Source organism: Thermosynechococcus sp. FA-CM-4201, from assembly GCF_054689355.1.
Genome location: NZ_CP079920.1, coordinates 1,035,911 through 1,061,748 on the forward strand (window position 1 = coordinate 1,035,911; position 25,838 = coordinate 1,061,748).

At 53.9% G+C, this 25,838-nt stretch carries 27 protein-coding genes, 1 tRNA gene and 1 pseudogene; 15 read left to right on the forward strand and 14 right to left on the reverse strand.

The window, feature by feature from the left end:
• The first annotated feature begins 242 nt into the window (after positions 1-242).
• On the forward strand, positions 243-1,784 hold the full coding sequence (locus KV190_RS05030; protein ID WP_460194866.1) for a bifunctional pantoate--beta-alanine ligase/(d)CMP kinase: 1,542 nt from the start codon (positions 243-245) through the stop codon (positions 1,782-1,784).
• Positions 1,785-1,836: 52 nt separating this feature from the next.
• Complete coding sequence (locus KV190_RS05035; RefSeq protein WP_460194867.1) at positions 1,837-2,190, forward strand: hypothetical protein; 354 nt, start codon at positions 1,837-1,839, stop codon at positions 2,188-2,190.
• Positions 2,191-2,234: 44 nt separating this feature from the next.
• Here KV190_RS05035 and KV190_RS05040 read toward each other — a convergent pair whose 3' ends face one another.
• Positions 2,235-2,456 (reverse strand): DUF4327 family protein, encoded by a 222-nt coding sequence (locus tag KV190_RS05040; RefSeq protein WP_024123956.1) that lies wholly within the window; start codon positions 2,454-2,456, stop codon positions 2,235-2,237.
• Positions 2,457-2,732: 276 nt separating this feature from the next.
• On the opposite strand from KV190_RS05040, the gene KV190_RS05045 reads away from it, so the two are divergent.
• From KV190_RS05045 to recF, 4 genes are read left to right on the forward strand one after another with little or no spacing between them, the layout of a single operon-like run.
• Complete coding sequence (locus tag KV190_RS05045; RefSeq protein ID WP_460194868.1) at positions 2,733-3,941, forward strand: M20 metallopeptidase family protein; 1,209 nt, start codon at positions 2,733-2,735, stop codon at positions 3,939-3,941.
• A gap of 7 nt (positions 3,942-3,948) precedes the next feature.
• The gene (locus tag KV190_RS05050; protein WP_460194869.1) at positions 3,949-4,602 is read left to right on the forward strand and encodes a response regulator transcription factor; all 654 of its coding nucleotides are present in this window, start codon (positions 3,949-3,951) and stop codon (positions 4,600-4,602) included.
• Positions 4,603-4,649: 47 nt separating this feature from the next.
• Entirely contained in the window at positions 4,650-5,138 is a 489-nt protein-coding gene (locus KV190_RS05055; protein ID WP_460194870.1) for a DUF427 domain-containing protein, read from the forward strand.
• A complete protein-coding gene (recF, locus tag KV190_RS05060; RefSeq protein WP_460194871.1) occupies positions 5,139-6,278 on the forward strand; it encodes a DNA replication/repair protein RecF in 1,140 nt (379 codons plus the stop codon).
• Here recF and KV190_RS05065 read toward each other — a convergent pair.
• Both KV190_RS05065 and KV190_RS05070 read right to left on the reverse strand, forming a co-directional pair.
• A complete protein-coding gene (locus KV190_RS05065; protein ID WP_460194872.1) occupies positions 6,217-6,603 on the reverse strand; it encodes a hypothetical protein in 387 nt (128 codons plus the stop codon). The two genes, recF and KV190_RS05065, sit on opposite strands and share 62 nt — an antisense overlap.
• A 7-nt stretch (positions 6,604-6,610) precedes the next feature.
• Positions 6,611-6,916 (reverse strand): cell division protein SepF, encoded by a 306-nt coding sequence (locus KV190_RS05070; RefSeq protein WP_149821405.1) that lies wholly within the window; start codon positions 6,914-6,916, stop codon positions 6,611-6,613.
• 237 nt (positions 6,917-7,153) lie between these two features.
• Between KV190_RS05070 and KV190_RS05075 the strand changes: the two genes are divergently transcribed.
• The 5 genes from KV190_RS05075 to KV190_RS05095 all read left to right on the forward strand — a co-directional run bounded on the left by KV190_RS05075 (position 7,154) and on the right by KV190_RS05095 (position 10,365).
• A complete protein-coding gene (locus tag KV190_RS05075; protein WP_460194873.1) occupies positions 7,154-7,930 on the forward strand; it encodes an energy-coupling factor ABC transporter permease in 777 nt (258 codons plus the stop codon).
• Complete coding sequence (locus KV190_RS05080) at positions 7,923-8,228, forward strand: energy-coupling factor ABC transporter substrate-binding protein (RefSeq protein ID WP_460194874.1); 306 nt, start codon at positions 7,923-7,925, stop codon at positions 8,226-8,228. The genes KV190_RS05075 and KV190_RS05080 overlap by 8 nt, the downstream gene beginning before the upstream one ends.
• A gap of 7 nt (positions 8,229-8,235) precedes the next feature.
• Positions 8,236-9,024 carry a cobalt ECF transporter T component CbiQ gene (gene cbiQ, locus KV190_RS05085; protein ID WP_460194875.1) on the forward strand — a complete coding sequence of 263 codons (789 nt, stop codon included), beginning with the start codon at positions 8,236-8,238 and terminating at the stop codon, positions 9,022-9,024.
• A 1-nt stretch (position 9,025) separates the two neighbouring features.
• Positions 9,026-9,886 carry an energy-coupling factor ABC transporter ATP-binding protein gene (locus KV190_RS05090; protein ID WP_460194876.1) on the forward strand — a complete coding sequence of 287 codons (861 nt, stop codon included), beginning with the start codon at positions 9,026-9,028 and terminating at the stop codon, positions 9,884-9,886.
• Between the two features lie 116 nt (positions 9,887-10,002).
• Positions 10,003-10,365: a response regulator transcription factor gene (locus KV190_RS05095; protein WP_460194877.1), complete on the forward strand. Its 363-nt coding sequence runs from the start codon at positions 10,003-10,005 to the stop codon at positions 10,363-10,365.
• A 2-nt stretch (positions 10,366-10,367) separates the two neighbouring features.
• On the opposite strand, the gene KV190_RS05100 is transcribed toward KV190_RS05095, so the two are convergent.
• The 3 genes from KV190_RS05100 to KV190_RS05110 form a co-directional block, all read right to left on the reverse strand.
• Positions 10,368-11,630 (reverse strand): phospholipid carrier-dependent glycosyltransferase, encoded by a 1,263-nt coding sequence (locus tag KV190_RS05100; protein ID WP_460194878.1) that lies wholly within the window; start codon positions 11,628-11,630, stop codon positions 10,368-10,370.
• Position 11,631: 1 nt separating this feature from the next.
• Positions 11,632-12,759 carry an HhoA/HhoB/HtrA family serine endopeptidase gene (locus KV190_RS05105; RefSeq protein WP_460194879.1) on the reverse strand — a complete coding sequence of 376 codons (1,128 nt, stop codon included), beginning with the start codon at positions 12,757-12,759 and terminating at the stop codon, positions 11,632-11,634.
• A gap of 163 nt (positions 12,760-12,922) precedes the next feature.
• Complete coding sequence (locus KV190_RS05110; protein WP_460194880.1) at positions 12,923-13,333, reverse strand: zinc ribbon domain-containing protein; 411 nt, start codon at positions 13,331-13,333, stop codon at positions 12,923-12,925.
• 195 nt (positions 13,334-13,528) lie between these two features.
• Here KV190_RS05110 and KV190_RS05115 point away from each other — a divergent pair, with 195 nt between their 5' ends.
• A complete protein-coding gene (locus tag KV190_RS05115; RefSeq protein ID WP_460195229.1) occupies positions 13,529-14,389 on the forward strand; it encodes a prephenate/arogenate dehydrogenase in 861 nt (286 codons plus the stop codon).
• Here KV190_RS05115 and KV190_RS05120 read toward each other — a convergent pair.
• The 4 genes from KV190_RS05120 to KV190_RS05135 form a co-directional block, all read right to left on the reverse strand.
• On the reverse strand, positions 14,366-14,857 hold the full coding sequence (locus tag KV190_RS05120) for a phosphate-starvation-inducible PsiE family protein (protein ID WP_286625967.1): 492 nt from the start codon (positions 14,855-14,857) through the stop codon (positions 14,366-14,368). The two genes, KV190_RS05115 and KV190_RS05120, sit on opposite strands and share 24 nt — an antisense overlap.
• Positions 14,858-14,859: 2 nt before the next feature.
• Positions 14,860-15,615, reverse strand: coding sequence for an MBL fold metallo-hydrolase (locus tag KV190_RS05125; protein WP_460194881.1), 756 nt, complete (start codon positions 15,613-15,615; stop codon positions 14,860-14,862).
• Between the two features lie 10 nt (positions 15,616-15,625).
• On the reverse strand, positions 15,626-17,119 hold the full coding sequence (locus KV190_RS05130) for a protein kinase domain-containing protein (protein ID WP_460194882.1): 1,494 nt from the start codon (positions 17,117-17,119) through the stop codon (positions 15,626-15,628).
• Between the two features lie 99 nt (positions 17,120-17,218).
• Positions 17,219-17,291, reverse strand: a tRNA-Thr gene (locus KV190_RS05135).
• Positions 17,292-17,537: 246 nt separating this feature from the next.
• Here KV190_RS05135 and KV190_RS05140 point away from each other — a divergent pair.
• Positions 17,538-18,782: a protein kinase domain-containing protein gene (locus KV190_RS05140; protein ID WP_460194883.1), complete on the forward strand. Its 1,245-nt coding sequence runs from the start codon at positions 17,538-17,540 to the stop codon at positions 18,780-18,782.
• Between the two features lie 49 nt (positions 18,783-18,831).
• Here the strand turns inward: KV190_RS05140 and KV190_RS05145 are convergent.
• Positions 18,832-19,715 (reverse strand): annotated as a pseudogene (locus KV190_RS05145) (IS630 family transposase).
• 544 nt (positions 19,716-20,259) lie between these two features.
• On the opposite strand from KV190_RS05145, the gene KV190_RS05150 reads away from it, so the two are divergent.
• Positions 20,260-22,491, forward strand: coding sequence for a glycosyltransferase family 2 protein (locus KV190_RS05150; RefSeq protein ID WP_460194884.1), 2,232 nt, complete (start codon positions 20,260-20,262; stop codon positions 22,489-22,491).
• Here KV190_RS05150 and KV190_RS05155 read toward each other — a convergent pair.
• The 3 genes from KV190_RS05155 to KV190_RS05165 all read right to left on the reverse strand — a co-directional run bounded on the left by KV190_RS05155 (position 22,488) and on the right by KV190_RS05165 (position 25,205).
• A complete protein-coding gene (locus tag KV190_RS05155; protein ID WP_460194885.1) occupies positions 22,488-23,681 on the reverse strand; it encodes a hypothetical protein in 1,194 nt (397 codons plus the stop codon). The genes KV190_RS05150 and KV190_RS05155 overlap by 4 nt on opposite strands.
• A gap of 282 nt (positions 23,682-23,963) precedes the next feature.
• Positions 23,964-24,548, reverse strand: coding sequence for an RdgB/HAM1 family non-canonical purine NTP pyrophosphatase (gene rdgB / locus KV190_RS05160; protein ID WP_460194886.1), 585 nt, complete (start codon positions 24,546-24,548; stop codon positions 23,964-23,966).
• Positions 24,549-24,551: 3 nt separating this feature from the next.
• Positions 24,552-25,205: a retropepsin-like aspartic protease family protein gene (locus KV190_RS05165; protein WP_460194887.1), complete on the reverse strand. Its 654-nt coding sequence runs from the start codon at positions 25,203-25,205 to the stop codon at positions 24,552-24,554.
• 62 nt (positions 25,206-25,267) lie between these two features.
• On the opposite strand from KV190_RS05165, the gene KV190_RS05170 reads away from it, so the two are divergent.
• On the forward strand, positions 25,268-25,837 hold the full coding sequence (locus KV190_RS05170) for a Uma2 family endonuclease (RefSeq protein ID WP_460194888.1): 570 nt from the start codon (positions 25,268-25,270) through the stop codon (positions 25,835-25,837).
• Position 25,838 lies beyond the last annotated feature (1 nt).

A 25,838-nucleotide genomic window follows, 5' to 3' on the forward strand; every position in this document is an offset into this window, starting at 1 on the left:
AACGAAGGTACCTGAATTTTAGAAAACCTGCCCCCAAGATTAAAGCCCTTGCAACAAATGTACAAACTTTGGTTAGAAAAAGCAGGCAAGGGGAGTGGACAGCGCTTTTCCACAATTGGGATACAGCAAACCAGCCCCTCTGATCGTGGCTTTCAGCAACTGGTGTGTCTTCTCTCGGTGTGAAAAGGGCTGTAATATGACAGATTGTATCAAAACTGCACCGATCGCCCCCGAAGCACTCTATGGGTACGTTTTACCGTTTGACCACCACGGCGGGTTTACAGGCTGCCCTTGGCACATTATCTCCCGCAACCACCCTTGGTTTTGTGCCGACAATGGGGGCACTGCATGGGGGTCATGCTGCCTTGATCCAGCGGGCACGGCAAGAGTGTGATGTGGTTGTTGTCAGTATTTTTGTCAACCCGCTTCAGTTTGGCCCCCAAGAGGATTTGGAGCGCTATCCCCGTGCCCTTGAGGCTGATACGGCACTTTGTCAGCAGTTAGGGGTGGATCTGCTTTTTGTACCCAGTGTGGCTGAACTGTATCCAGCGGGGATGGAAAGTCTCACGATCGTTGAGCCGCCACGGGAGCTAACGGAACGCCTCTGTGGGCGATCGCGCCCCGGCCATTTTCGCGGGGTAGCGACAATTGTGCTGAAGCTCTTACATCTGGTGCAGCCCGATCGCGCCTATTTTGGTCAAAAGGATGCCCAGCAGTTAGCGATGATTCGCCGCTGTGTCGCAGATTTGAATCTAGACGTGGAGATCATTGGCTGCCCCATTGTCCGCGATGCCGATGGTCTTGCCCTGAGTTCCCGCAATCAATACCTCAGTGCCAGCGATCGCGCCACGGCCTTAGCCCTAAGCCAGAGCCTGGAGATAGCGACTGCTGCTTTTCGGCAGGGCTGCTTTGCCGCCAGCGATCTCTTGGAGCAGGTTCACAACCATCTGCGCCAGTTTCCGCAGTTGCGCCTCGACTATGCCGAGTTGGTGCATCCCCAGACCCTTGTGCCCTTGGAACGCATTGAGACCGTGGGGCTACTGGCGATCGCGGGTTGGGTGGGGCAAACGCGCCTCATTGACAATTGCCTATTGGATCGCCGCCTGCCGATTCTGGCCGTGGATGGCCCTGCCGGCGCGGGGAAGTCAACCGTGACGCGACTAGCGGCGCAAGCCCTAGGGTTGCAGTACCTTGACACTGGTGCCATGTATCGAGCGGTAACTTGGTGGTGCTTGCAAAATCACATTGATCTCAGGGATGAGCCAGCGGTCGTTGAGGCGATCGCCCATTGTCAGTTGCGTCTTGAGAGCAGCGATCCCGGTCAACCGACGCGGGTATGGATTAACGATCGCGAGGTCAGCCAAGCGATTCGTTCCCTCGAGGTGACGCAGCGAGTATCCCAAATTGCCGCCCTGCGGGGTGTGCGACGACTCATGGTACAACAACAGCGGGCGATCGGAGCCAATGGGGGCATTGCTGCCGAAGGTCGTGATATTGGCACCCATGTCTTTCCCGAGGCGGGCTTGAAAATTTTCCTAACGGCCTCGCCCGAAGAGCGTGCCCAGCGCCGCTGGCAGGAATTACAACAGCAGGGGCAATGCGACCTCTCCTACGAGGAATTGCTGGCTCAGATTACCGCTCGCGACACAGCGGATCAGCAACGCACCTACGCCCCCTTTCGCAAAGCTGCCGATGCCATAGAAGTCTGTACCGACAACTTGGGGATCGATGAGGTGGTGAGTAAAATTGTCCATCTCTACCGCAGTCGCTTTCCTCAACCTTGATGAGCAAGCGAGATTTCCCGTAGAGTAACAAAGGATAGTCTGGATCAACTCTATGGATCGCAATCCCCTCGAACTTGCACAACAACTCTACTACACTGGTATTGGGGCGGCGGCGGCTGCCATTGAATCCCTACAGGATGAGGCCAAGCGCCAAGAATACCTGACGCAACTGCGGGTGGATGCCCGTCAACTGGCCACCGTCTGTGCTGAGAAAGGCCGCCTCACCGAAGCGCAAGCACGGGAACTGATTCAAGCCTTTATTGCCCAACAGCAGCAATCCTCTTCGACCCCTGAGCCTGCTCCGCGGGAGAGTGCTGACTTGGCCGCAGATCTTCAAACGCTTCTGGAAACGCTGCGAGCCATTCGCCAAGACCTACAGCAGGATTCTCAGGCACCCACATCCTAGGATTTGGGCATGATTGGGAAGTAGGTGCCCTGAATGATTGCTCTTTAGTCGTTGTCCCAGCACTCACGACCGATCAGGTCGCCAATGCGATCGCGCAGCATAAAATCACAGCGCTCTAGCTCTGCCTCAATGAGGGGCCACTCCCGAACGGGCACAAACTGGCAGAGGGTGTAAATGGGCTGCTGCCGACTCACCACACCTTTGGCCACCAGTCGTCGTGCTTCATCTTTGACGAGTTCGATGGAGTATTGAAGGGATTGAACCATAACATCCTCGTTTGGCTGAAGAGACCCTAAGATTCAGAATTGGCAAAGTGTAGTATCCAATACTGAACTATTTTAATTTTTGCCCTAGGGAGCTACCTGCCATAATAACAAATGTTTCCTAAGTCAGGGGGTTCTGACCAAAAAATCCTACTACTGGTGGAAGTAGGCGGTGCCAAAGTTCCCCTCAAAGCGCAATATCAATCCGCATCCGTCCGCTGACGAAGGGCATGCTTTATCCTAGAAGTGAATGCTAAACAAAATCTTAAAGACTGCCCCATGGCTTTCCATCTTCCCCAATTGAGCTGCCAACTGCGTCCAGAGGTGGCTGCCCTGCAACCCGAACTTGTGCAGTGGCGACGCTATTTGCACCAGCGACCGGAATTGGGCTTTCAGGAACACCTGACGGCGGCCTTTGTGAGTGAGAAACTGCGGCAATGGGGCATTCAGCATCGCACCGGCATTGCGGAAACGGGAATTGTGGCCGTGATTCCGGGATCGCGACCGGGACCGGTGCTAGCGATTCGCGCCGATATGGATGCGCTGCCGGTGCACGAGGAAAACGATAAGCCCTACCGCTCTCTCCATGAGGGGAAAATGCACGCCTGCGGGCACGATGGTCACACAGCGATCGCCCTTGGGACTGCGAAATACCTTGCTGAGCACCGCGATTTTGCGGGTACGGTCAAAATCATCTTTCAACCAGCGGAAGAAGGTCCCGGTGGGGCTAAACCCATGATTGAAGCCGGTGTGCTCGATGCCCCGAAAGTGGATGGCATTATTGGCCTGCACCTCTGGAATTTTCTGCCCGTTGGTACGGTGGGGGTGCGGAGTGGGCCGTTGATGGCGGCGGCGGAATTCTTTGAGTGTGAAGTGCACGGCAAGGGGGGACACGCGGCTTTACCCCAATTTACGGTGGATACGGTTCTCGTTGTTGCTCAAATCATTACGGCCTTGCACACCATTGTCTCGCGCAACGTGGATCCCCTAGAAACGGCAGTGATCTCCGTGGGGGCAGTGCATGCAGGCACCGCCAAGAACGTGATTGCTGATACCGCGACATTCCGGGGAACAGTGCGATACTTCAAGCCAGAGTTGGGGGACTGGCTACCCCAGCGCATTGAGCAGGTGATTGCGGGTATCTGCCAGAGTCATGGTGCCACCTATCGCTTTCACTACGAGCGGATGTATCCCCCCACTGTCAACGATGCCAAGATGGCGAAATTAGTGCGCTCTGTTGCTGAATCCGTGGTTGAGGTGCCGGCTGGGGTCACGTCCCATTGTCAAACGATGGCGGCGGAAGATATGTCGTTTTTTCTGAAAGCTGTTCCGGGCTGCTACTTCTTTTTGGGGTCAGCCAATGGCACACTGGGGTTAGATTTCCCCCACCACCATCCCCGCTTTGACTTTGACGAAACCGTTTTAAGTATTGGGGTTGAGCTGTTTATCCGCTGTGTGGAGAAATACTGTGGTCTAGTGGAGACATAAATTTCCTATGTCCCTCACGGTACTCATTGCTGACGACGATGCCGGCATCCGCCTGTCGGTGAGTCGCTTTTTGGAATCCGAAGGGTACTGTTGCCTGACGGCGGGAGATGGTGCCCAGGCCCTCGAAATGATCCATCGCTATCAGCCTCACCTGCTGATTACGGATATTGCCATGCCGAATATGAATGGCTATGAGTTGGTGCGGCAGGTGCGCCAGCATCCCTCGTTACGCTTACTGCCAGTGATTTACCTAACAGCACGCACAGAATTAGAGGAGCGGATTCGTGCCTATCGCACCGGGGGCGATGTCTATCTCTCCAAGCCCTTTGACCTCAATGAGTTGGCAGCGGTGGTGCGTAACCTGCTGGATCGGGCACAACTGGTACAAATGGAGTGGCAGCAGCGACAGCAGCCCTTCTCAACTCCGAAAACTCAGCAGATTACGATTGATCTGACGCAGCGGGAAAAAGAGGTTTTGGCTTTGCTGGTGGCGGGACTCTCCAATGCCCAGATTGGCGATCGCCTGCACTTGAGTGCCCGCACGATTGAAAAGCACGTCAGTAGCCTCTTTCAAAAAACAGCGGTTCACAATCGGGCTGAGCTGGTGCGACTGGCCATTGAACAGGGGTTGGTGGAGCGACAAACCAGTTCCCAAGCTTGAGTCATAGCTGTTACCGTCAAGGAAGAGTGTTGAGGAACTAAAACCCGATGCAACGGATTCCCCCTGCCCCCGGCCAAGAATCGGTTTGGGACTATCCCCGTCCGCCCCGTGTTGAACCCACCTCAAAACACCTGCGGGTGGTCTTTAATGGTGTGGTGATTGCTGACACCCAGCGGGGAAAGCGAGTTCTGGAAACCAGTCATCCGCCGGTGTATTACTTTCCGCCAGAGGATGTGCAGGCGCAGTATCTGGTGCCCTCGGCACGGCAAACCTTTTGCGAGTGGAAAGGACAAGGCGCCTACTACCACGTCAAAGTGGGCGATCGCCAAGCCAATAATGCAGCCTGGTACTATCCCAAACCCACCGCCGCCTTTGCACCGATCCGCAACTACATTGCCTTCTATGCCGCCTTGATGGATGAATGCACCGTGGATGGTGTGGTGGTGATTCCGCAACCGGGGGGCTTCTATGGCGGCTGGATTACTCCGGACATTGTTGGCCCGTTTAAGGGGGCACCGGGCACTTGGGGCTGGTAAGTGTTTCTCAAATCACTGCATCTGCGCCACTTTCGCAACTACAGCGAGCAATCGGTGACCTTTGCTGCGCCGAAAACCATCGTCGTTGGGGACAATGCCCAAGGCAAGTCCAATTTGCTCGAGGCGGTGGAGTGGCTGGCCACACTGCAATCCCATCGCACCCATCGCGATCGCGACTTGATTCAGCAGGGACAAGAGAGTGCCCAAATTGAAGCCACCCTTGAGCGCCAAGGCGTCCCCCTTGATCTGGCGGTGAGTTTGCGCCCCCTGTCAGGGCGTGTCCTACGGGTCAATGGCTGTACCGTTAAGCGCACAGCGGAATTTCTGGGGCAACTCAATGCGGTGGAGTTTTCCTGCTTGGATTTGGAACTGGTGCGGGGCACACCGGCCATTCGCCGCAACTGGTTGGATCGGATTTTGGTGCAGTTGGAACCCCTCTATAGCCAACTGCTGCAAACCTACCAAAAAGCCCTGCGCCAACGGAATGCTCTCCTCAAACAGGCAGGCAGCCAAGGATGGGATGAAGCCCTCTGGCAAGCATGGAATCAGCAATTGGTGATCAATGGCACCCGTATTATCCGCCGCCGACAGCGCCTCATTGAACGCTTGGCCCCCTTGGCACAGGATTGGCATCGCGTGTTGAGTGGCGATCGTGAGACACTCACCTTGACTTATGAGAGCCATGTGCCCCTTGGCGATGGCACCTCTGAAGCGATTGTGGCTGCCTTTAATGAGGCCTTGACCGCTCGCCGCGCCATTGAACTGCTGCAAAAAACCAGTCTCGTAGGACCACACCGTGATGATGTTGGTTTTTGCCTCAATGGGCAAAGTGCCCGTCAATTTGCGTCCCAAGGACAGCAGCGCACGCTAGTATTGGCGCTGAAACTGGCGGAACTGGCTCTTGTGGAAAGTGTGGTGGGTGATACTCCCCTTTTGCTGTTGGATGATGTCCTCGCCGAATTGGATTTGCAGCGGCAGGGAATTTTATTAGAGGTGATGGGCGATCGCTACCAAACGCTGATTACCACCACCCACCTTGCCCCCTTTGCCACCCCTTGGCGGCAACAAGCACAAATTCTTAAGGTGACGGCGGGGACGATCGCAAGCGTGCCTGACACTGCTGCTCAAACCAGCGACTAATCTGGGGAATAGTTAGCTGAGCAATGGGCACCCCCTCACTTTCAGCAATTTGCCGCAGTTGCTTGAGGGCACTGATCAGAATTTGGCCATACCACGTCATGAAGCCCCCTTGGCGTTGCTCCTCTGCTTGCAACTGGGGATCGGCAGCAACCAGTTCATAGACTTGGGCTTCTGTCAGGTCTTCGAGGGGGGTCACCTCTGTCTTGGCTCGCAGATAGCGTTGGGCATACACCGCGACCCGAATTGCAAAGCGATCGGCTGCCGGCAAGAGCAGTTGATCAATCTCTTGACACTCACTGACGGTAAGCAGATCCTCAGGATTCATGAACGGCCTAGGCCAGTCCCGCGGGGGTCGGTGCTGCTGTGGATTCTTGGATATTAATCACGTTGGGCGTAAAGAGAAAGACACCATCGCCAAGGCGCGACTGATGGCCATTGATGGCATAGGTACTACCAGCGGCAAAATCAGAAATGCGCTGTGCCTCGGTGACATCGAGGTGCTCTAGGTTGAGAATCACTGCCTTGTCAGCCCGCAGCGCTTGAACGATCAGGGTCGTATCACTGAGGGACTGCGGCTTGATCACCACTACTTCATAGCCACTACTCAAGGAATGACCAAAGGCAGTCAGTTCACTCATGACAACTCCCCCCTGGGAACATAGCAACAGTACCTACGATTCAATAATGACATTAGACTTCATCCTGTTATACCGACTACATCAAAATTTATGCAAATTTCAGCCTGACAGTCTTAGCACCAATGAATTCTTGAGCATGCATAGCTCTTTCTAATATCTGTTGCAGCCCCCACTGGGCATATTCAAGTCACCCGTTGCGCACTAGAATAGGCGCACTTAGGTTTAGGTAGTGTCTCAATGATCAAAAGTAGCCAAGCGAAGCGATATGGCTCCCTTGGGGCGATCGCCCTTCTGACCGCGTATCTCGTGGTCGCGAGTCCTAACCCCGCCTTGGCAATGCACATTAGCGAGGGGTTTTTGCCCCTTGGCTGGGCAGTGGGCTGGTGGCTGGTTTTTTTACCCTTTTTGGCATGGGGACTATGGGCACTGCGACAACAGATCAAACAGCAACCAGAGTCAACCCTGCTGATTGCCTTAGCCGGTGCCTATGCCTTTGTCCTCTCCTCGTTGAAGATTCCTTCCGTTACGGGTAGCTCTTCCCATCCGATGGGGATTGCCTTGGGGGCCGTTCTCTTTCGGCCACCGCTCATGGCAGTGCTGGGGACATTGGTGCTACTCTTTCAAGCCCTGCTCCTTGCCCATGGCGGCCTGACCACCCTAGGCGCTAATGGCTTTTCCATGGCGGTGGTGGGACCTTGGTTGGCTGGGTTGACCTATTGGGGGGTGTCCCGTGCCACGGCTAAGCCAGCGATCGCGATTTTTAGTGCTGCCCTGATCAGTAACTTGGCCACCTACTCCGTGACCTCTTTACAATTGGCATTGGCCTTTCCCGATAGTCTGGGTGGGGTGGCGACGGCTTTTGCCAAGTTTGCGGCGCTCTTTGCCGTGACGCAGATTCCTCTTGCTATCAGTGAAGGGTTACTCACGGTGTTGGTGTGGAACTGGTTGACCACGTACTGCACAGCAGAATTGCAAACCTTAAAACTCTTGCCTGGAGCGGAATCAAATGAATAAAAAAACAGTAGCGTTCCTATTGGGCGGCGCAATTCTCTTAAGTACACTTCCCCTACTGCTGATTAAGGGTGACTTTGAAGGCGCCGATGCCCAAGCCGAAGCGTTAATTAGTGAGGTGGCGCCAGACTTTGAACCTTGGGCAGAGCCATTGTTTGAACCCCCCAGCGCCGAAGTCGAGTCACTGCTTTTTGCCCTTCAAGCAGCCTTGGGTGCAGGGGTCATGGGGTTTATCTTGGGTCAGTACCGCGAACGTCATCGCCAAAAGGCAGCCGCCGCCGCAAAATCGCAACAGTCCTGAGCGGTCAATGCACCATCACCTCGATACCTATGCCTACAGCAATGGTCTGCGGCATCTGCACCCTGAACAAAAGCTGATTTTCGCGATCGCCAGCCTGTTATTTACCTTTTTTGCTCGCCCCCTTGTCCAGAGCTTGCTTTGGCTGTGGCTGAGTCTATGGATTCTTGGCTATGCGCGCATTCCATGGCGGGTTTATTTCACCCTCTTAGCCACAGTCGCTGCCTTTTGGCTGGTGAGTTTGCCGGGGTTAGTGGTGCAAATCATCCCGACGGAGACTTTACGGGCTTCAGGGCAAGTGGTTCTCAGTGACATCTCCCTCATGGGCTGGTCGCTTTTTATCAGTGCCGAGAAGTTGCACCAAGGCTTAACCCTAGGATTGCGGACAATGGTTGCCAGCACCTGTTTACTATTGATTTTATTGACGACTCCCTTTCCAGCCCTGTTGAGTGTGGCTGAGCGCTGGCGGGTTCCCCACTTCATCCTCGATATTCTGATGTTGATGTACCGCTATATTTTCACCCTTCTAGAAACCGCCTTCACCCTGCAATTGGCGCAGCGGGCACGGGGCGGCTATCAACGGCGATCGCGCTGGCTCTTTAGTGTCAGCCTGTTGGCGGCTCAACTCCTGCGGCAGTCTCTCTACCGCTATGAACAGGTGAACCTTGCGCTGCTCAGTCGTGGCTTTCAGGGGCAGTTTCGGGTATTGCGCCCCCAGTCCTATGCCTATTCGCAACGGTATGGCCTTGAAATCGTCATTGGTGGCGGTGCCCTCATTCTGCTGAATGCAATCGCCTGAGATGTCTGTGCCGCTACTCGAGTTTCATCAAGTTGGCTTTCGCTATCCCAATACCACGACCCCTGTGCTGCAAGACTGCTCCTTTACCCTAGAGGCGGGACAGAAAGTTGCCCTTTTGGGGCTGAATGGCTCGGGCAAATCAACGCTCTTTTATCTGGCAGCGGCTCTCTATCGGCGCGATCGCGGTGAAATTTATTGGCAAGGGCAACGGCTCCTCTATCAACCCGAACGACTGCGGCAGTGGCGGCAACGCATTGGCTTGGCCTTTCAAGACCCGGAACAGCAATTGGTGGCAGCCACCGTGGCGGAGGACATCTCCTATGGACTGTGCAACTTAGACCTACCCAGCGCCGAAATTGAAGCACGCTTGTCCCAAACCCTAGAGGAATTTGATTTAGTGGATCTTGCCGATCGCCCCCTGCATCATCTCAGTTTGGGGCAAAAACGGCGGGTGGCACTGGCTGGGGTAATGGCCTTAGCGCCGACCCTATTACTGCTCGATGAACCCACCACCTATCTGGACTATCAGCAGCGGCAGCAACTGGCGCAAGCCCTAGAGAACATTCACCAGCAGGGAACCACGATTATGATTGCCACCCATGATCTTGATTTTGCCTATGGCTGGGCAGACTGGATTATGGTGCTGGTCAATGGTCAGGTCACCGTGAGCGATCGCGCTTCCCACGTCTTTGGGCAGTGGCCGACCCTTGCTCCTGAACTGGGAACGCCTACCCTACTGCACCTGTGGCAACAATTTCCGCCCTTTTGGCGTCGCCAGCGACCCTTGCCCCGTACCGCCCTAGCCTTGAGTCAAGAATTGGCCGCCCTCTTTCAGGAATTCCAAAGGAGCGATCGCCCCTAAACACCAAAGTGCCGATGTTCAGGACTCAGGTGAAAATGATAAGCTAGGCGATGGATAGGATATCCAACTGTTCACTAATTACCAGCGTATTATTTGCGGCATCAGGCAGAACCTCTATGGCCACAATTATGGTTGTTGATGACAGCCCCACCCTGCGGGCAATGATTGTTGAACTGATGAAAGAGCAACGCTACGACGTTGTTGAGGCCGAGGATGGTGTCGAAGCCCAAGAAAAGATCAAGGCTCAATGCCCTGATTTGGTGATTCTGGACGTGGTGATGCCGCGCATGAATGGCTATGAACTGTGCCGCTGGATTAAGGGCGAAGCCGCCTCTCAAAGTGTGCCCGTGATCATGTGCACCACCAAAAGCGAAGAATTTGATATTCACTGGGGTAAAAAGCAGGGGGTAGATGCCTACATCACCAAACCCTTTGATCCCGCAGAACTCATTGCCACCGTCAAACGGCTCTTGGGATAGCTCTAAATCCAAGAGGGCAACCACATCCGCCGAAAAAAGCCTTGGGGCGTCAGGGGTAATCCTAAATACAGGGGGAGCCAGTAAAGAAAGCCCCCAACAACCACCCCTAAGACGGCAATGCGTGCCCAGCGTGCCCATGCTCCCCAAGCGTGGCTGGCTTCCCAGACCAAGGCCAAGGCCATAAAGCTATAGAGAGCAGCGGGGAGGTAATGATAGATAAAAACACAGCGGCTCACCAGTACCCAAGGCAGCAGATTGGCAGCATAGTTTAAGAGCACAAAACGGCCTGCAATTGTGGTCAATCGAAGGGGGACAAGAGCCAACGTGGCCAAGGTGCCCAGCCACAGCAGGGGGGGATTAAAGAGGGCATAGACAGCATAAACCCACTGCGTATCTGCCATTGGTAAGGGGGGGCCAATAACGGGCACCAGTTCACTGAGGGTTTGCACCCGCTGAAAAAAGTAGCTCATGGGGCGCAGCAACAGCGGCCAAGACCACCACGGGGAGCAGTAGGGATGGGCAGTACTGGCAACACTGCGGTGAAAGTTAAACATTTGGCGATGGAGGTCAAGTAGGCTCTGGTGGGGATGAAACTGAAGATGGGGTAGCCAGAGCAGGGTATAAACCACAAAGGCGACAAGGGGGAGTAGCAGGCACATCTGCCACCACTGGTAGGTGGTCTTCCAGTCAGCAGGCAGCGGCAACCTCTGCTGGAGAAGCCAGAAAAGCCCTACCCCCAACAGAAATCCCAACCCACTCCACTTCACCGCCACACAGGCACCAAGGGCAATGCCTGCGGCCATCAGCCAGAGCGATCGCCCCCTTCCCTGGTAGCGCAACCCCCACAGCCAGAGAATCTGTGCCACCACCCCAAAAAGCACAAGGGAGATATTAATCAGGGCATAGCGGGACTCCACCAAAAAGAGGCCATCAAGGGCAACAAAGAGTCCCGACAACAGTGCCACGGGCGATCGCCGTGTCAGGAGATAGGCCAACACCGCCACCGCCACGGGAATCAGCGATCCCATCAGGGCATTCAACCAGCGATAGCCCCAAGGGTGAAAGCCGCCCCCCAGCCAAATGCTCAGGGCAATCAGGTATTTTCCCAAAGGCGGATGGGCATCAAAGAAAGGGACACCGGCGAGATAGTTGCGGCCAAAGCGGGCAAAATAGACCTCATCAAATACCAGCGTGGGAAAGCGAGTCAGCCCCCAAAAGCGGGTGGCAAGGGCAAAAAGCCACAGCAGCAGTAGCCCCAAGGGCATCCTAAGCCGCTCCCTGCAACTCCGCTGTCCGCACCGCAATCCGTTGGCTGCGATCGCCCCGTTGAACGGTCAGGTTGAGAACTTGCCCCACAGCAGCACTATCAACAATCCCCTGCAATTGATCGGCACTGGTAATCGGTTCCCCATCCACGGCGGTAATCACATCCCCCCAGCGCAGACCGGCTTTTGCCGCCGGCGTATTGGGCAACACTTGCAGGACAAGGACACCATTGACCTCGGGCAGAATCACTGGCGAGTTGGGGTTAGCATTGTTTTCCTTGGCCATTGCCGGTGTGAAGGTGGTCATTTGGATGCCAATGTAGGCGTGTTGAATTTTCTCACCGCGAATCAGGCGCTCTTGCAGGGCTTTGGCCTTATTGATGGGAATGGCAAAGCCAATCCCCATGGCATCGGCACGAATGGCAGTGTTAATGCCAATCACTTCCCCCTCTTCATTGAGCAAAGGCCCCCCAGAGTTGCCGGGGTTGATGGCTGCGTCCGTTTGAATAAAATCAAGGCGCTTATCGGGGATGCCCACTTGGGCGCTGGAGCGGTGCAGCGTACTGACAATGCCCAATGTTACGGTGTTATCAAGGCCAAGGGGATTCCCGACGGCGATCGCCCAATCCCCCACTTTCACGTCACTGGAATCACCGAGGGGCGCAGTGGGCAATGGTTCGGTGACCCCTTTGAGTTTGACAATCGCTAGATCAGATACCTCATCCACGCCACGCACTTCTCCCTCAAAGACCCGGCCATCCTTGAGGCGCACCGTCACCGTATCTGCTTGGCTCACCACATGGGCGTTGGTCATGACAATACCACTGGGATCAATGATGAACCCCGACCCCTGACCCCGCAGCCGATCCTCTTGGGGGGGCAAGGCTAAACCGGGGAAAAATTGGCGAAAGAAGGGATCACTCAAGAGGGGATCCGCTGGGCGCACAATCGTGCGTTCGGTATCAATGCGAACAACCGCATCGCCAACCCGCTCCACTGCGGCTGCCACAAAACTATGGTGAGCCGCTGCTGCCCACACTGGTGTCCCGCTACTCAGGCACCAAACCAAGGCAAGGCCAAGGCAGAATTTGAGGGTCTGCTGAAGCAAATGGGCAAGGCGTTTCATCATGGGTGGCCTAAAGCGCAACAGAATTCAATTCCGATTGTATCGAACTACACTAGAGCCGTTGAGTCGTTTTTCACCCATGGCAAGCCCAATTTCAGAGCAGCATCGCTGGTGGATTCTTATCGGTAGTACTGATGTTTACGATTGATGTGACTCTCCGTACGTCCTAAAGGGACGGCGGCTTCTCAATGCTGTTAAACACTGAGCTACATCGGGTATGGGCGTGAAACCTCAACCCAATGGGGGGAGCCATAACCCCAACTACTGGGACTGACCTGAGACCCAGATACTTTCTGCGAAGATTTATCGCACCCACGCCGTCCCTGTGGAATTGAAATCCGCAAGCGCAGGAATACTCTCGCCCTGATGGTTTGTGGCGTTTTCCACAGGCAGGGCAAGTTTGAGTGGTATACGCCTCATTTTGCAGAACGATTTTCATGCCCGCTCGATGACATTTGTACTCAAGCATCTGGCGGGTTTGTCCTGACGGCATTTGGTGGATCGTTTGATTCGCCTTTTTGCCGTAGTTGGCTGACTTGTGAATATCGCAAATGTCGCCAATTACAACGGTTTGCACGTTTCTAGTTTTGAACGTGGAAACAAGTTTCGTACTTTATTATAGCACATTACTATTTATAAACAAAACCATCATTTCTAAGTAGCTGAAGGCAGAAAGCGCCTAACTGCTTAGGTTAAAACCGTAGCAGCTTGCGGCGGGCTAAAGCCCATTCTTGTCACAATTGTAAAGGTACTTCAGTTTAGGGGCAGTATGCTGCGGATTGGCATCGTCGGGCTGGGACTGATTGGTGGTTCACTGGGCATTGATCTGCGGGCAAAGGGGCACTATGTGGTTGGGCTGAGTCGGCGCCCAGAAACCTGCGAGCGGGCGATCGCCAAGGGTGCCATTGACTGGGGCAGTACGGAGCCAGAAATTTTGCGTGCCCTTGATCTGGTGTTTCTTTGTCCCCCCATTGGCAGCATCCTCAGTGTCGCCTTGGAGATTACCCCCTATCTCAGTCCAGAAACCGTGCTGACAGATGTGGGATCCGTCAAGGGAGAAATTGTCCCTGCCCTTGAAAAACTCTGGCCCCGCTATGTCGGTGGTCACCCGATGGCCGGTACCGCAGAATCCGGCATTGAGGCGGCGCAAGCCCATCTCTTTGAGAATGCCCCCTATGTTCTCACCCCAACCCTTTACACTGAGAGTGCGGCCATTGACTGTGTGGCGGGCGTGGTCAATGATCTCGGCGCCAAGCTACTCTATGCCACCCCCGCGGATCACGATCGCGCCGTTGCTTGGATTTCCCACCTTCCCGTCTTGGTGAGTGCAGCACTGATTCTTGCCAATGCCCAAGAAGCCAATGAGCCAATTCGGAAGCTTGCCCAGCAGTTGGCTAGCTCCGGCTTTCGCGATACCAGCCGTGTTGGCGGCGGCAATCCAGAGTTGGGACGGATGATGGCGGAATATAACCGCGCGGCGTTGCGCCACTGCCTGATCCACTACCGTGCCACCCTTGATGATCTGATTCGCCAAGTGGAGCAGGAGGACTGGGAGCGGCTGCAAACCACCCTAGAACAGGCGCAAGCCTACCGCGAGCAGGTCTATCCCTCAGGGACGCCGCCGGTAGTTTAGGCGACGCACAATCCAGTAACTGGCAGACAAGGCCAAGATGGCGATCGCCAGCCCCAAGAGCTTCGCCACCGTTTCCGGTTGACCAATATCCAGAATGATAATTTTGCGGGCAATGGCAATCAGAGAGGTGACAATGACCAATTCAACGATTTGCGACGAGACGTGGGTTTTCAGGTAGGCGGTGATATTTTCAAGAATCTCGAGAGCCACCAGCACATTGAGAAAGAGGCCGAAGATTTTCACCAGTTCAAGGCTAAACTGCCCTAAAGGGGGTGAGAATAGCTCCACGGTCAAAATCCGCCCCAAATCAATAATGGCGACGATGACCACCAGCAGCATCCCGATCGCCAGCACGCGGGTTGCGATCCCCTCAATCTGACTGAGCAACTGCAAAAACCGCTGATTGTCCTGAAGTAGAAGAATGACCTCTTGCCAAAAGAGAATCAAAGGCCGTAGCCAGCGTCGCATCCCTAGACCTCAGCCAGAAGAACAAGGGGAGTGTAGGCCACTGGTTCCACCAAACGAGTGTTGAGGCCGAGCCGCTGAAACGACACTTGCAGTTCCTCAAGGGTGCCTTTGACCGAGAGCAGTCGCGGTAGCCATCCCTGAAGGCGGAGGGTACCATTGCCAGCGGTGGTGATCATCACCTTGGGCTGAAGCCATTGCCCCAATTCCAATGCCGTTTTGCCCCCCTTGAGAATCGCACCCACCACGGGTAAACAGACATCCAACAGCGGTGTAATCACCACATCCACCTTGCCGTAGGTGCGCAGCCACGGATCATGACAGCCGTGGGGTTCATAGTACAGACTTTGAGCGCCCCAGCGCAGAACATAACCATTTTCCTGTTGACTAGGACCGATACTGGCGCCCTTGGTGGCTTGGATCATGAGATCGCGGTACGTGTAGGTTTGGTGGGGGCTAAGGGAAATCACTGTGTCAAAGCCAAGGCTCTGGGCAACTTTGGCGGCACTGGGGGAGGCAATGACCGGTAGGGCGCGATCGCAGGTGCGGAGGGTTGGTTCATGGCAGTGATCTGGTAGCCCTTGGGAGAGCAAAATGACATCCACATCGGTCGGCATGGCACAGGGGCGCGATCGCTCCGCCTGAAACAGCCAAGGCGTGTTGCCAAAAGTCAGTGCCCCCACAAACCACGGATCAACCAAAATCCGCGTATGACCCAACTCCCACAACCAAGTATTGCTCTCCAACCACGTTAACTGCATTGCCCCGCTCCTACAGCAACCGCGCCAAGATATTGTAAATCAGTAAAAAAATGTTGCCCATCACCATGCAACCCAACCCCACTAAACCACAAATGAGCAGCGCTGTCACACCCCCTAAACCCGCTTGCAAGAGGGGGACAAAAAAGAGAACTGCCCCCGAAATGACCGCAATGATCAACTGCTCCCAATGTTCAATCCAGCGTTTGTACTGCAAAAACACCAAAAAGGCAAATAGAGCGCCAATTAACCCTGCACTCACACCAACGGGCAACTGCCAAGCCGTCATCAAACTAAAAATCATCAGCCCCAAGGCGGTCATTTCAAAGCCCGTAAAACCAGCACCAATGAGAATTTTCAATGCCGGTAAGGGGGGTGCAGGCTGGCGGGGCGGTTTTGCTCTCGGACGTGGTGTGCTGGTGGGTGGCGTCACCGGTGCAGGTGAAGGCGGGGGTGCCGGTTGTGACACTACGGGTGGTGGGGAAGGGGCTGGCGTTACTGGTTGTGGCGGTGGGGGCGGTGCTGGGGCGGGGGTAGGGGAAGCATTTAAGTCCGCTAAGACCTCTGCCGCTGATTGGTAGCGATCGCTAGGCGCAGGTTGTAGCATGCGATCTAGAATGGCTCGCAGTTGTGGACTGACTTGGGCATAGGGATGCCAATGCCAGCGGTTGTTATAGGCATCGAACAGCTCACTAAGATTTTTGCCCGTTAGCAGCGCAATACAGGTTACTGCCAATGCATAGAGATCTGAATTGGGATAGACCCGTTCCCCCCGTGCTTGTTCCGGTGGCGCATAGTATTGGGTATAAATACCCGTAAAGTGTCCTTGCTGTCCCCCCGCTTGGGAAATCTGCTTCACCGCACCAAAATCCAGTAGGTAGAGCCGCCCTTGGCCGGGAAACTTTGTCTTGCTGGGGTGCTGGCGCATAATATTCGAGAGCTTAATATCACGGTGGATCGAGCCGTGGTCATGGACGTACTGCAACACGGGTAGGAGTTCCCGCAGCACCTGCCGCACCTCTTCCTCACTAAAGCATCCCTTTTGAGCCAGTTCATCTTCGAGGGTTTCGCCGTCAATATATTCCTGTACCAAGTAGAAATACTGCTCTACCCCTTGCCCATCCACACTGGGGACTTCTTCTGCAAAAAATGCTAGTAAATCCGGAATCTGCGCATGCTGCCCTAGTTGATCGAGAACTTCACCCTCTCGCTCAAAGAGTTCCAGTGCCTTTTGCCGGCTCTGGGGATCGGACATCATCGGCATCAACTGCTTGATCACGCACTCGCGCCGACCGGGGGTATCCAAATCCCGTGCTAGATAGGCCGCCCCAAAGCCCCCACGCCCTAAAAGCCGCTCTGCAACGTATCGTCCCCGTAGAATCAAGGGCATCCCACAGGCCGTACAAAATCGCTCCGCCACGCGACTGTAGCGTTTGTTGGGGGTGTCTAGGTCTGGAACATCGTTTTGGGGACAACGACAGTAGGGACGGGTGCAATAGACAAGCATGGCAGGGGTGGCGCGATCGTTTCCTTGATCATCATAGTGCCGTCATGGCAGGCAAGGCTGAGCCAAAGACCCAATACTTTTTGGGCGCACACTGAGTAAAGCTGATGGTCGGACTCGAACCGACGACCTACTGATTACAAGTCAGTTGCTCTACCAACTGAGCTACACCAGCACTATTCCTTAGTGTACTACGCTTTGGCAGCAGCAGGAACCCTGAGCATCTGCAAGTGAAACTGAAAATCATTATCTTGTCCCCTTCATTGCGAACTACAACGAGCATCCGCAAAGCCGAGGAAAATAAGCTAAATTCTGATTACAGCCCTGCTCTAAAAGATGGAAGACTAACTGGCTCTCACTGTTGTGAACCTGTTCCATCCATGGGAAAAGGGTTGTAGTTTGCTGTGGCAGTTGCACGCCTGTGATTATCCTGCACCTGTTAGACCCTTGGAAACGTACCCCGATCAAAACATGGCGTTTCCCGATTAAAACGACCATTCGTATTGGTCGTGCCGCAGACAATGATGTGATTCTCAATGATATTCTCATTAGTCGCTATCACGCTGAACTGTGTTGCTATCGGGATCCAGAAAATCTCGGGCGTTGGTATCTCAAAAGTTTGGGGGCGATCGGGACGTTTGTTGACGGTCGCCTTGTTGATGAGAGCAAACTTGCCAGTGGCAGCCTCATTCAGCTAGGACCCACAGGCCCAATTCTTGAATTCCATGAGCAAACCTTTCGCCGCAGTGCGCCCACCCTCAGTGAGTGTACCCATGCCGGTAATATGCCGGGGAATCTGTTTTGCATTCACTGTGGTCAACCCCTCAATGTGCAGCGCACCGTACGCAACTATCACATCCTGCGTCTTTTAGGGCATGGCGGGATTGGCACAACCTACTTGGCCTGTGAAGCGCAACCCGCGGGGGGATGGCCTGGCAAGGTACCGGAGGTGCGGGTTCTCAAGGAACTGCGGTCTGATATGGAGGACAATGAGAAGGCACAGGAACTCTTTGAACGGGAAGCGCGCATCCTACAACTCCTTGACCATGCAGGGATTCCCCGCTTTTATGACTTTTTTGTCGAAGATGGCAAAAGCTATTTGGTCATGGAACTCATTCATGGCATTGACCTAGAGCGCTGGGTACTCCGCAATGGCACGGTGCCGATTCCTCAGGCGGTGCATTGGATGATTCAAACCTGCGGAGTCTTGGACTATCTGCACAATCAGGATCCACCCGTGATTCATCGGGATCTCAAACCCAGTAACCTACTGGTGCGATCGCGCGATAACCAAATCGTTTTGATTGACTTTGGGGCGGTCAAAGAACTGGGGCATTCCCCCAGTGGCACCCGCATTGCTGTGGAGGGCTACAGTGCCCCGGAACAGATGATGGGCAAACCCACCATTCAGTCGGATCTGTTTGCAGTGGGCGGAACCCTAACCTTTCTACTGTTGGGGGATAGTCCGATTCGTTTCTATCACCACCGTGATGGCTTTCATCGCCTTGATGTTTCGGATCGCCCCGAGATTCCCGACCCCTTGAAACAGGTGTTGCACCGCGCTACGGCTCCTCTGTTGCCCGATCGCTACCCTTCCGCGATCGCCCTAGCTAAAGCCCTCAAGGAAGCCCTTGCGGCACTGCCCCAAGAATCCTCGGAAGTTTAACGTGGTCGCCAATTCCTTTGACGACTCCCCGACCTAAAGCTACGGGGATTTAGGAGATATAGCCGTTCCAATCAAGAATGAGATACTGTCCAGCACAATAATTGCGAATCACCTCATCAATAGAACTGTTTGACCCTGCATACATCCGCGCTCGCTTCAGCGCACTCAAGTCGTGCTCAATCACGTTCAAGTCAGGAGAGTATTTCGATAAAAATAACACCTCGTGACCCGCCGCTTTGACCGCTTCCTGAATCGCCCCTTTCGGATGAATTGGTGCATTATCCATCATCAACAACGAACGTTTCTCTAACGCCGGCAAACAGTATTGACTCAGCCAGCTCACAAACCCTAACCCATTCAAATATCCTGAAAACAGCATTGGGGCTATGAAGTCTTTCTGGTGTCTGTACCGTCCTGCGACTAAACTCTCTCTTTTCTTACGCTTCCCCGCTCGCTCTCCATAAATCCGTTGGCCTCGTGCTGACCCCCCATACTCACACTCCACTCGAGAGTCAAACCCCGTCTCATCGATGTACACCACCGCTTCCTCCCCATGGCTCTCTACCCATGTGTCGAGCTGCTGTTGATACGCTTGGCGCTCTTCTTCACACCGTTCTTGGTAACGCATCTGTTTTTTTTTCGGGTGATGCCCATCTGGTGGAGGGCGTAACTAATGGTGGAAACTTGGACGCCAAATCGCTGGGCGCGGTCAATTAAACGGTCATCGGGATGGGCAGCAACATCCGCTGCTAAGGCCGCCCAATCCAGTTTCCAAGGACGACGAGGCACAACCGTGGGGGCTAAGTCGTCTCGCTTCAGCCAGCGATGGATGGTGGCGCGGCTCACCTGAAAGATTTGAGTCGCTTCACTGATTTTGCCGCCTTGCTTGATATAGGAGACAACCCGCTCTCGTAAGTCCAAGCTATAGCTCATATTCTTGAGTAACATTCATGACTCTTTGAGTATAGCCTATCCCTCTTGAAAATATCTCACTCCCTTTCGAAATAGCTATAAAACTGCTTGGGCAATGATTCAAAGTGTCTTTCGCCTGCATCCCCTTGCCGAAAGTCGCTAGACCATTCTTGAATTTTTGCTTCCAGTGTTCTGTATAGGTTTAGTTTTGCTAAAGCATTGGGTACACTAGAGATAAGTTCCCTAGGTAAATTACCACCATGCTGAAAAATCGCATCTATCCAATTCTTTCCAAGCCAAAGCGGCCATGCTTTTTAGCCTACAGGTGCGCTCCAATTATTGTAGGCAGTCAAAAATTTTGCTGATAACTAGTCTTGCATTTAGAAGCGTTGCTATTACTCAAATCAATTAACGCGACTTCTACATCCAAGGCTCATTGATCAAAGCATTAAAAATAGTTGAAATCTAAAGAGTTGCTCACCCGATCGCAATTTTGAGGTCGTGGTGTTGTTCAACTCTGAGTGAGTACAGGATGTAGAGCTTCATCCCAACTCAGTGTGTTCCCATGAAGCTACTTGAAACTAACAAGCTATCCCCTAGGGTTTCTCAGTCATCGAGGCCGCCTACACCACGGGCACCTGCGCGATCGCGACGTATTAGCCCTGATCTTTGGCTTTTACTGTTGGGCGGTGGCGCATTTCTGGCCGTCCTGCTCAGCCAACTGGATTGGCAAAACTTGCTACCCAACTTAGTCGGTCTTTGGTACAAGGGGAAGGCACTGTTGCGGGCTGAGGGAACGACGCTTCAAGCCCTCCTATTGCCCACACTGGTCTGGATTGCCATTACGTTTTTTCTGAAGGAGATTTCCCCCAAGCCCAATTTCTGGTCACGCCTGATTGTTAGTTTGGGGTTGACCCTGTTGGCTTTGCGGTATATTCTCTGGCGTTTTTTTAACAGCCTCAACTTGGATGATCCCCTCAATGGCGCGATTTCGGTTCTTTTATTCATCGCTGAACTGTTGACTTTAACGAACACGATTTGCTTTTTTGCCCTGTGTATCTTTTCTAAAGACCGCAGCCCCGAGGCCGATCGCCTGAGCCAAGCCGTGATTCGCGGGGAGTATTTGCCTTGGGTGGATGTGATCTTACCCACCTACAACGAAGATGTGGAGATTCTGCGCCGCTCAGTCATTGCCTGCCAAGCGATGGATTACCCCCACAAGCGCATTTATCTGCTTGATGATACCCGTCGGCCAGCGGTGCGTGCCCTTGCTGCAGAACTGGGGTGTGAATATCGCGATCGCCCCGATAACCGCCATGCCAAAGCCGGCAACATTAACCATGCCCTCCCCACCCTCACAGGCGAACTGATAGCAGTCTTTGACGCTGATTTTGTTCCCAGCCGCAACTTCCTGACTCGTACTGTCGGCTTCTTCCAAGACCCCAAAACCGCCATGGTGCAGACGCCACAGCACTTTTTCAACGAAGACCCCATTACCGTCAACCTTGGCCTTGAGGGTATTCTCAACAACGAGCAGACTCTTTTCTTTCGCTTTATCCAACCCAGTCGCGACTTCTTTGATGCCGTGATTTGCTGTGGGACGTGCTTTGTCATTCGCCGCAGTGCCCTCGATGAGATTGGCGGCATCCCCACCGACAGCATTACTGAAGATTACTTGACCTCCATGTACCTCCAAGGGCGCGGCTATCGGGTGAAGTACCTCAATGAAGCCCTCTCTGCGGGCATGTCCCCGGAAACGATTGGCGCCTACATTAACCAGCGGCTGCGCTGGGGACAAGGAACGCTACAGATGCTCTTTTTGAAGGCCAATTTCTTGACAATTCCCAACCTGAACCTGATGCAGCGGTTCTACCATAGCTTGGGGGTGCTCTATTGGCTGCTCTCGATTCCCCGCGTGATTTTTCTCTTGGCACCTCTCGCCTTTTTGCTCTTTGGGCTGGCGCCGCTGCGGGCCACGATTAACGAGATTCTCTACTTTTACCTACCCTACTACCTTGGCAATGTGATGGCTTTTTCGTGGCTGACCGAAGGCCGCCGCTCTGCGTTTTGGTCAGATGTTTACGAAACGATTATTGCCCTGCCAATGGCGATCACGGTGATACGGACATTTATTAGTCCCAAGGGCAAGCCCTTCAAAGTAACACCAAAAGGCATTGTTGATCCCCACCACATCAATATCAACTGGCCATTGATTCGCCCCCTGATCATCATTGCCGTACTTTCGATTAGTGGCTTAATTTGGCGCAGTTCCCCTTTGCAGGATACACTGGTCAACCCCGATAGCCTTCTGATCAATATGGTTTGGTCGGCCTACAATTTGGCAATCCTACTGGTGTGCGTCCTTGTGGCCATTGATGTGCCTCAGCGGCGGCATCCGCGATTTTGTCGTCGGGAACCCTGTGAACTCATTATCGGGGGCGATCGCTATCCGAGGAAAACGCTGAATCTATCAGAGGAAGGGGTCTGTATTCGCCTCACGGCTCCCACCCATCTCCATTTTGGTGAAGGATTGGGTGAACTGCGGTTTACGGAGCCTAGCCCCCTTATCCACCTGACGTTGCCGATTCAAGTCCGCTGGTCACGCCCCTGTTCCAGCCAAGACATCGAAATGGGGGTGCAGTTCCTAGCCTTTTCACTACCAAAGCGGCGTCGTTTCTTTCGCTATCTCTACTGCCAACCGGGTCAATGGGATGAGGTGCGGGTTCCCGAAATTAAAACCGCTTGGGCAATGATTCAGAGTGTCTTTCGCCTGCATCCCCTTGCCGAGAGCCGCTAACCATTGAGAAGGGTGAGGAGATTTTGAATTGCCATACTAGTGGCACGAATGGCTGCATGGATATTGGCATTTTTCGGTTCGACTTGCAGCAGATAGGCCAAGCTAGATTGGAGATACGTCAGCGCCATCTGAATATTGGGATCAATGTGCTGATAGACTTGGGGCGGGTAGGGCTGGCCATAACTGGGATGGGGATAGCCGACGGAGTGCTCGTAGTTCGCCGCTGGATACCCTTGGGAATAATCATAGTTGGGATGGGGATAACCCACAGAATGCTCGTAGTTGGCCGCTGGATAGCCTTGGGAATAATCATAGTTGGGGTGGGGATAGCCCACGGAATGCTCGTAGTTGGCCGCTGGATACCCTTGCGAATAATCATAGTTGGGATGGGGATAACCCACAGAATGCTCGTAGTTGGCCGCTGGATAGCCTTGGGTGGCTTCAACTGGTTGTGCAGGCTCAGAGGGCGTTGAAACTGTTGCTGCAACCGCAGGTACTGGTGGCGCTGAAGGTAAAATGACGGCGTGATCTTCTTCCTCCTCTGGTTCGCCAGCAGGGGGGACAATTGGCGTTGATGGGGTGCCACTGGTCTTGGCCGCCATAATTTCTGTGGCCTCGAGGATTTGGGTGGGGGCGCTGTCAATGTCTCCCATGCGTTCTCCCCGTTTGTAGGCACTGATCTGACTGGGACTCTCGGCGGTGTCTTTTTCCTCTTTTTTCAGCCACACCAGAAAGTCAGAGGCACTGTAGGTGGCTTCCCCGCCCAAGGTACGAATGGCAACAAAGCCATTGGCCGCATTGACGCTTTGAATGGGATACCAGGTGCCGCGATAGAGAATCATCGCATCCATACCGAGGGAGTTGCCCCCTGTCAGAGCACCGCGTCGCTTACCCCGTGCCCAGCGATCTTTCCACAGCACTCCCGCTTCGGTGTATTGGATCACATAACCTTCCGGAACAGTGCGATGTTCGTAACGTAAAAATCCGGGCGTTTGAGCCACGCCGACTTGGAAGATCTCATAATCCACCATTACCTCTTGAATCAGAGGCCGATAGGGTGAGGCATCTCGTACTTCAATGGCAAGGGTAGGGGCATCTGTTTTCACCCGAGCAACGATGCCATCTTTGTAGGAAATTAACTGAACTTCATCAAAGGTTGTTTCTACGCGCAGGTGCCGATTCGAGAGCATTCGCGAATTTTTCTGAATTAAGTCTTTAATAAATTGGTCTATTAATTCGCGATCGCCCATAGTTTTTGCTTTGAATCACGGCAAGAAGGCTGCCAGCCACTGGGCCTAGGGGAGATGCCCCCTTGTTTTCATTATATTCCCTGTGAATTTCTTTCTATGGGAAGCATTGTCTAATGCAACTTTGCGACGCTAGGCTCGTTCTTGCATAGTGGCCACAGGTTGGCTTAGGAACACTATTGGCGTTAGCTTAGACCAAAAAGCCTGCTGCCAACAACCGTGAATCTACGGATGAAAGGTTTGGAAATACTCCCGCAGCCGCTGCAAGGCCTGACCCCGATGACTGACCTGTTGCTTTTCAATGGGACTCATCTCGGCAAAGGTACGCTGCTGGCTGGGCACCCAAAAGACAGGATCGTAACCAAACCCCCCCTGACCGCGGGGCGCCGTTAAAATCTCGCCTGCACACCGTCCTTCGGTCGTAACGGCAATCGTGCCATCGGGACGCGCGAGAGCAATGACACAAATAAATTCAGCGGCGCGATCGCTGACACCGGCCATTTCCCGTAATAGGCGCTCAATGCGCTCAGCATCCGTCGCACCATAGCGAGCCGAATAAATCCCCGGTGCCCCCTCAAGGGCATGAACTGCTAGCCCCGAATCGTCGGCGATCGCCCACTCTCCCATTTGCTTGGCGGCAGTAGCGGCCTTCAAACAGGCGTTACCCACAAAGGAATCCGCAGTTTCAGCAATCTCAATCGTGGCTGGCAGGGGCAGCAACTCCCCAATCCACGGCTGTAACCAACCTTGAAACTCTTTGACTTTACCGGCATTGTGACTGGCTAAAACCGCTTGGGCGAGAATGGGCATTTCCTAAGGACGACGCTGCAACTGAATATGATCTTGCCGCAAACTGACATCAAAGTGCTGGAGAAAATCCTGCCCCAAGAGGCCAATGGTCATTTCAGGCCCAGCGACAGCAACGGGCACTTGTTTACGATGAAAACCGCCAACGCTGATGGATTGGACATAGACGACTGGTAGCACCACTTGACCATTGGCGGTATGAAACACGCGATTATCCACCACTTGAGCGGGGGTAATGCCTAAAGCGCGTGCCATCGATCGCGTAATCACTGTCATACTGGCGCCTGAATCCACCAGCATCTCAAACCGCAGTCGTTGATTAAATGTTACTGGGATAACGGGAATCCCCCCTTGCCGCCGCAGGATGGGTACGATGCCACTGGGTTGGGTGATTACTGTTGCCATGGGCGGAGCAGGGGTTCGGGGCAGTTGTTGCAGCCGCACCAATTCTTGACGATAGCTAGCAAGGGCTTGCGCCTGTTGGGGATGGGCACGAATGACCTGATCGAGAATTTGCACCGCTGTTGCCCAGTCTTGGTTGGCGATCGCCCGATAAAAACTTTCTGGCAGTGCCACCGACGGCACCCCCTTGGCCGGGGTAATCAGGAATATCATCCCCACTAGCGTTGCCAGTGGCCAATATCCGCATTTTGGGGTCATGATTTTTTTCGTACCCTAGGATCAATAGTAGCGAGATAACTGCTGCCTATTCCAGACTGCCAATGAGCACGCAACCTTCGCCGCAACTGAGTCCTGAAGACTATTTGGAATGGGAAGCCCAAAGTGGCCTTAAGCACGAATACAGCAACGGCCAAGTATCTGCAATGGCAGGAGCCAGTGATGCCCACGTCACCCTAGCCTTGAATTTGGCTACTCTCCTACGACCTACTGTGCGGCAACGGGGGTGTCGTCTGTACCTCTCAGATATGAAAGTGCGGCTTGAGCAGCGAAATTGCTTTTACTATCCTGATTTGTTGGTGACCTGTGACCCACGGGATCAGCAAACACCACTGTATAAATCCTTCCCCTGCTTGGTGATTGAGGTGCTTTCTCCCTCAACAGAGGCCTTTGATCGCGGCGATAAATTCATTGACTACCAAAGCCTTGAGAGCCTCGAGGAATATGTACTTGTCAATACCCGCCAACAGCGATTGGAGAGCTTTCGTCGCAGTGCCTCGGGGTTGTGGGTTTGGCAGGCCTACTCCCCCCCAGAAGATTGGGTTGAACTCAAGAGCATTGGCTGGCAAGGCCACTTATCGGACATTTATGAGGATGTCACCCTAGAGCCATAAT